General features: G+C 71.0%; 8 protein-coding genes. All 8 read right to left on the bottom strand.

What is annotated here, in order from left to right:
• Nucleotides 1–343: 343 nt before the first annotated feature.
• The 8 genes from PSED_RS33530 to rpmH all read right to left on the bottom strand — a co-directional run bounded on the left by PSED_RS33530 (nt 344) and on the right by rpmH (nt 5,568).
• Entirely contained in the window at nt 344–1,306 is a 963-nt protein-coding gene (locus PSED_RS33530; protein WP_013678655.1) for a ParB/RepB/Spo0J family partition protein, read from the bottom strand.
• A gap of 3 nt (nt 1,307–1,309) precedes the next feature.
• Complete coding sequence (locus tag PSED_RS33535; protein ID WP_013678656.1) at nt 1,310–2,170, bottom strand: ParA family protein; 861 nt, start codon at nt 2,168–2,170, stop codon at nt 1,310–1,312.
• Between the two features lie 92 nt (nt 2,171–2,262).
• Nucleotides 2,263–2,919, bottom strand: a complete 657-nt coding sequence (gene rsmG / locus PSED_RS33540; RefSeq protein WP_013678657.1) for a 16S rRNA (guanine(527)-N(7))-methyltransferase RsmG — start codon at nt 2,917–2,919, stop codon at nt 2,263–2,265.
• 31 nt (nt 2,920–2,950) lie between these two features.
• Entirely contained in the window at nt 2,951–3,475 is a 525-nt protein-coding gene (locus PSED_RS33545; RefSeq protein ID WP_013678658.1) for a Jag family protein, read from the bottom strand.
• Nucleotides 3,476–3,578: 103 nt separating this feature from the next.
• Nucleotides 3,579–4,676 (bottom strand): membrane protein insertase YidC, encoded by a 1,098-nt coding sequence (gene yidC / locus PSED_RS33550; protein ID WP_013678659.1) that lies wholly within the window; start codon nt 4,674–4,676, stop codon nt 3,579–3,581.
• On the bottom strand, nt 4,670–5,056 hold the full coding sequence (yidD, locus tag PSED_RS33555) for a membrane protein insertion efficiency factor YidD (protein ID WP_013678660.1): 387 nt from the start codon (nt 5,054–5,056) through the stop codon (nt 4,670–4,672). The genes yidC and yidD overlap by 7 nt, the downstream gene beginning before the upstream one ends.
• A complete protein-coding gene (gene rnpA / locus PSED_RS33560) occupies nt 5,053–5,412 on the bottom strand; it encodes a ribonuclease P protein component (RefSeq protein WP_013678661.1) in 360 nt (119 codons plus the stop codon). Before rnpA ends, yidD begins: the two co-directional genes overlap by 4 nt.
• A 12-nt stretch (nt 5,413–5,424) precedes the next feature.
• Nucleotides 5,425–5,568, bottom strand: coding sequence for a 50S ribosomal protein L34 (rpmH, locus tag PSED_RS33565; protein WP_013678662.1), 144 nt, complete (start codon nt 5,566–5,568; stop codon nt 5,425–5,427).
• Between the last annotated feature and the right edge of the window lie 432 nt (nt 5,569–6,000).

Raw genomic sequence — 6,000 nt, forward strand, 5'->3', positions numbered from 1 at the left:
CACGGTCCGTCCGGTGGGCCGCCCGCGCGGACCGGCCGGGCGGCATCTCACTGGAGGGCGTCTTCACTCCCGCTCCTCGACCGGGGCGAGGACAGGAGCCGTAGTCCCGGCCGAGGTCGATCAGATAGACGGACGTTTGATCGACCTGCCCCGCGGCATACCGATTCGCCGAGGAGCCCACACACGGGTGGAACGTGGCCGTTGCTCGCCTCAGGCTCCGGCGCCGAGGCGCCTATCTGCTCGGTACCGAACAGACCATCTCGATCCCCGTGATAATCCGACAGTACGACGGCGATCTTCCGGAGTCCTGGGATGGCCCTTCGCCGACCCGGAGCCGGTCACGTCAGCGCGCGTCGCCGGGGTTCATGAGATCGGCGATGCGCTCGAGATCCTCGACCGAGCCGAACTCGACGACGATGCGGCCCTTCCGCTGTCCCAGCTCGACACGGACCCGGGTGTCGAAGCGATCGGCCAGACGCTCGGCGAGACGCTCGGCGCCGGGCGCGTGGATCGTCTTTCGCTTCTTCCGCACGGGCGCGGGCGTCTCGTTGCGAGCGAGGACGACCGCCTCCTCGGTCGCGCGCACCGACATGCCCTCGGCGACGATCCGTGCGGCGAGCTCTTCCTGACGATCGGGGTCGTCGAGCCCGAGGAGCGCGCGGGCGTGCCCGGCGGTCAGGACACCGGCAGCGACGCGACGCTGGACGGCGACGGGCAGCCGCAACAGCCGGATCATGTTGGTGACGACGGGCCGGCTACGGCCGATCCGGTCGGCCAGCTCGCTGTGCGTCACGCCGAACTCGGCGAGCAGCTGCTCGTAGGCGGCGGCCTCCTCGAGTGGGTTGAGCTGCACGCGGTGGATGTTCTCCAGCAGCGCGTCGCGCAGAAGCGCATCGTCGGCCGTGGAACGCACGATCGCAGGGATGCGGTCGAGTCCGGCCCGCTGGGAGGCGCGCCAGCGCCGCTCGCCCATGATGAGCTGGAACCGGCCGGGCCCGGTCTCCCGCACGACGACCGGCTGCAGCAGCCCGAACTCGCGGATCGAGTGCTCGAGCTCGGCGAGGGCCTCGTCGTCGAACGCGGTCCGTGGCTGCTTGGGGTTGGGCTCGATGGCATCGACGTCGACCTCGCGGTACGTCGCGCCGGCGACGGGCATCGGCTCGTCGACGGGGGGCGCCGGGGGACGGGAGCTCCACGAGGTCGGCACGTTCGCCGCGGTCGGCGTCCCAGGCTCGGCCGGGGCCGGGGGGCCGGTCGGGATCAGCGCGGCGAGCCCACGCCCCAGTCCACCCTTGCGCTCGGCCATCGTCTACCGCCCGTTCGTCTCTGCGCCTGCCGTGCCGCCCGGACCCATCTGCGCACCCCGCAACGCGATCTCGCGTGCCGCGTCGACGTAGGACATCGAGCCGCGCGAGCCGGGGTCGTAGGCGAGGACGGTCTGGCTGTAGCCCGGCGCCTCGGAGACCTTCACGCTGCGGGGGATGACGGTCCGCAGCGCGACGTTGCCGAAGTGCTGGCGGACCTCCGACGTGACCTGGTCGGCGAGCTTCGTGCGCCCGTCGTACATCGTCAGCAGGATCGTCGAGACGTGCAGTCGCGGGTTGAGGTGCGACCGGACGAGGTCGATGTTGCTGAGCAGCTGCCCGAGGCCCTCCAGCGCGTAGTACTCACACTGGATCGGGATGAGCACCTCCTCCGCGGCCACCAGCGCGTTGACGGTCAGCAACCCCAGGGACGGCGGGCAGTCGATGAACACGTAGTCGACGCGCAGCTCGTCGAGCACCTCCGGGCTCAGCGCCTGCTTGAGCCGCTGCTCCCGCGCCACCATGCTGACGAGTTCGATCTCCGCGCCGGCCAGGTCGATCGTCGCCGGTACGCACAGCAGATCCGGCGACGCGGTGCTCGGGGCCGCCGCTTCCAGGAGGGAGATCTCCCCGAGCAGCGCCTCGTAGACCGAGGGCGTCCCCGCACGGTGCTCGACCCCGAGTGCCGTGCTCGCGTTGCCCTGCGGGTCGAGATCGACGACGAGCACGCGGACGCCGTGCAGCGCAAGGGCTGCGGCGAGGTTCACCGTGCTCGTCGTCTTGCCGACGCCGCCCTTCTGGTTCGCGACGGTCAGCACTCGGCGGTGTGCGGGTCGGGGCATCGAATACCGGTCCGGGTGACGCATGCGTGCCGCGCGCTCGGCCTCCTCGGCGATCGGGGTCCAGTTCGGACTCGGCGCCGGACCGCCCGATGTTCCACGTGAAACGTCGGCCTCGGTCACGATCGCTGCTCCCTCCTCCGGCTCGAACGAGCCGCCCGCTGCCGGTCGACCCGTTCGACGAGCACGACCGTGCTCGGCACCTCGACGAGCCCTGCGCCGCAGGTCACGACGCGCGGCTCACCACCACCGGCCTTGCGGACGGCGACCACGTCGCGAGCGACCTCGCGTTCGGCCGAGGCGCCCTTGACGGCCACCAGCCTGCCACCTGTGCGCAGCAGCGGTAACGCCCATCCGGCGAGTCGGGCGAGCGGGGCCACGGCGCGGGCGGTCACCACGTCAGCACCTCCCCATCGCCGGCGGACGTCCGTCTCCTCGGCCCGTCCACGTTCCACCTCGATCGGCAGGCCCAGGTCGTCGAGGACCTCGTTGAGCCAGTCGACCCGCCTCGCGAGCGGCTCGACCAGGACGATCCGCAGGTCGGGCCGCGCCAGTGCCAACGGTATCCCGGGCAGGCCCGCTCCCGAACCCAGGTCGACCAGTCGGGACCCTTCCGGGATGGTTTCGTTCACGACCGCACAGTTGAGGATGTGCCGGTCCCACAGCCGACCCGTCTCACGCGGACCGATGAGGCCGCGATCGACGCCCGACGTCGCCAGGTGCTCCGCATAGCGAACCGCCGCCGGCAGCCGTTCGCCGAAGATCTCGGCGGCCACCGACGGCGGGGACGCGACGGGGGAAGCGGACTCAGCCTCCACTGCGGAAGATGACGACCTGACGGCGGGGCTCCTCGCCCTCGCTCTCGCTGTTGACGCCCTTGATCCGGGAGACGGCGTCGTGGACGACCTTGCGCTCGAACGGGGTCATGGGCCGCAGCTTGGCGGGCTGCCCGGAGTCGAGGACCTCCTTGGCGGTCCGGGTGCCCAGCTCCGTCAACTCGTCGCGACGCCCTTGGCGCCATTGCGCGATGTCGAGCATGAGCCGGCTGCGGTTGCCGGAGGCCTGCTGCACAGCGAGCCGGGTGAGCTCCTGCAACGACTCGAGGACCGCGCCCCGGTCGCCGACGAGCTTGTCCAGGTCCTCGCCGCCGTCGATGCTGACGATGGCGCGGCCGGCCTCGACGTCGAGGTCGATGTCGCCGTCGTAGTCGAGCAGGTCGAGCAGGCGCTCGAGATAGTCGCCCGCGATGTCGCCCTCGCGGATCAGCTGTTCCTCGGCCGACGCGGGCTTCGGGGCGGTGTCGGCAGAACCGTCCTCGGCGGTCTTCGGCACGGTGGGTCTCCCTTCCTGACGTCCGGGCGGCCCGGGACCGCAGCGGGGGAGCTGCGGCCGGACCTCCGGCGCCGGACCCCGACGGGCCCGGCCGTGGCTTCGGTCAGCGGCGCTTTCGGCCCTTGCGGGCCGCGGAGGGCCGTGAGCCTCCGCCTGTGGTGCGGCCGTTGCGCGCGTTGGGCGAGCCGTTGTTGGCCCCGCGCTGCTGGCCCGACGCCGACGGCTTCACCGGCTTCGCGCCCGGCTTCTTGGCCGGGGGAGCATCGGCGGGCGCCGCATCGGCGGAGTCCTTGGTGAGGTTCACCTCGTCCGAGCCGGCCTCGTCCTCGTCGGCGGCCTTCGACCCGTTGCGGACCGGCTTCTGGCCCGGCTTGGGCGCCAGGGCCTGCCGCGTGGCCGTGGCCTTGTCCTTCTTCGCGGCTTCCTCGGCGTCGATCTTCTTGTAGACGATGCGCTGCTGGGCGAGCGTCCAGAGGTTGTTCGACACCCAGTAGAAGAGAATGGCCAACGGCAGGAACGGCGCACCGACGACGACGCCGATGGGAAAGACGTACAGCATCAGCTTGTTCATGATCGCCGACTGCGGGTTCGCCGCCTGCACCTCGGTCTGGCGGGCCACCGAGTGCCGGGCGGTGATGTGCGTGAACACACCCGCCATGATCATCAGCGGGATCATGACGACGAGCATCTGCCCGACCGTCGTGCCGAGGCTCTCCAGGCTGGGTGCGCCCTGCAGCGGGACGATCGAGGCGCCGAGCTTGGCACCGAACAGGTCCGCGTCGACGAAGGACCGGACGTCCTCGGCGTTGAAGATGTAGTTCTCGGTCTTGCCCGGCTTGAACTCACGCAGGACGTGGAACAGGCCGATGAAGACCGGGACCTGGATCAGGACGGGGAGGCAGCCGCCGACAGGGTTGACACCCTGCTCGCTCTGCAGGCGCTGCATCTCCTGCGTCATCTTCTGCTTGTCGTTCGCGTACTTCTTCCGGAGCTTCTGGATCTCCGGCTGGAACTCCTGCATCTTGCGCATCGACCGCACCTGGCCGACGAACGGCTTGTACAGGATCGCGCGCAGCGTGAAGACCAGGAAGACGACCGCCAGCGCCCACGCCACCCCGCTCGTCGGCGAGAACACGAAGCCGAAAGCCTTGTGCCAGAACCACAGGATGGCCGAGACCGGGTAGTAGATGAAGTTCAGCACCGGACTTGCTCCTCGTGGTTCTCACCGTCGTCGGCGCCGTGACGGGCGTCCGCGTCCTCGGCCGGGCGTCGGTCGTCGTCGTGGCGTGGGGGCCGGCGCGGTGGCACCGGGTCCAGTCCGCCAGGGTGCCACGGTCCGCAGCGGAGAAGCCGACGAACCGTCAGAAAACTCCCACGCATCACACCGTGGACCTGCAACGCCTCCACCGCGTAGGCACTGCACGTGGGATGGAAGCGGCACACCGGGGGGAAGGCCGGCGAGATCCACTTCTGGTAGAAGCGCAGGACTGCGATCAGTGCGCGAGCGATCGGCGACGGCCGCGCGTCGGGAACCGTCGCGTCGTCCGGCGTCTCGTCCGGAGAGTGGCTGTGCTCGCTCACCGGCGGGCCGCCGGTTCGGCCAGCCGACGGACCGCGGTGCGCAGGGCGCCGTCGAGATCGGCCGCCAGCTCCGCCGACGACGCGGTCGCCGATGCGGGCAGGGCCCGGACAACGAGCCGTGCGCCGGCGGGCAGCGCGCCGAGCCGCGGGGCCACGACATGGCGAAGCCGCCGGCTCACCCGGTGGCGGACCACCGCGTTGCCGACGGCCTTGCTGACGACGAAACCGGCGCGGGGCGCGTCGGAACCCGACACGTCGAGGTGGACGACCAGCCGCGAGCGACCGCTACGACGGCCGTGCCGCATCGTCGTCGTGAACTCGTCCCGACGGGTGAGCCGGGCCCCGGCCGGCAACACTCCGCAGCCTGATCAGGCCGAGAGCTTGTCGCGCCCCTTGCTGCGGCGCGCAGCGAGGATGGCGCGACCGGCGCGAGTGCGCATACGCAGCCGGAAACCGTGCTTGCGCGCCCGACGGCGGTTGTTCGGCTGGAAGGTGCGCTTGCCCTTGCTCACTTGTCGGCTCTCCTGCTCGACGTCGCCGGAGTCCCGGGCCGTCGTGTCGCTATGGACGTCTGATCGGGTGGTGCGGTCGTGCTGGTTCGCTGGTGGGCCGCCGAGCGGACTGATCCGCCCCGCAGCCTCGCGACCGTGCGACGGCACGCAGAACGTGCCGATCCTCGGACGCGGTTCCGTCAAGCGTACGCAGCGGCCGAAGAGGGGGTCAAACCGCCCCCGACGGCCCGTCGCGAGGACGCGCGCAAGCCGACACGCCGGGCCGACCGGGTAGGTCCCGCGGCCACCTTGTGGCGGCGGCCCGGAGATTGTTACTTTCCCCCTTCACAGTTCGATCCGGGGGGATCGGGAACACCCGCTCCGACACACCGACGTGGGCCCGCCAGGCGCCCACCGATGGCCCCTGCGTACCGTCTTACGCACATGTGTGGA

Origin of the sequence: Pseudonocardia benzenivorans CB1190 (assembly GCF_000196675.2) — a bacterium.
Taxonomy (GTDB): Bacteria; Actinomycetota; Actinomycetes; order Mycobacteriales; family Pseudonocardiaceae; genus Pseudonocardia; species Pseudonocardia benzenivorans.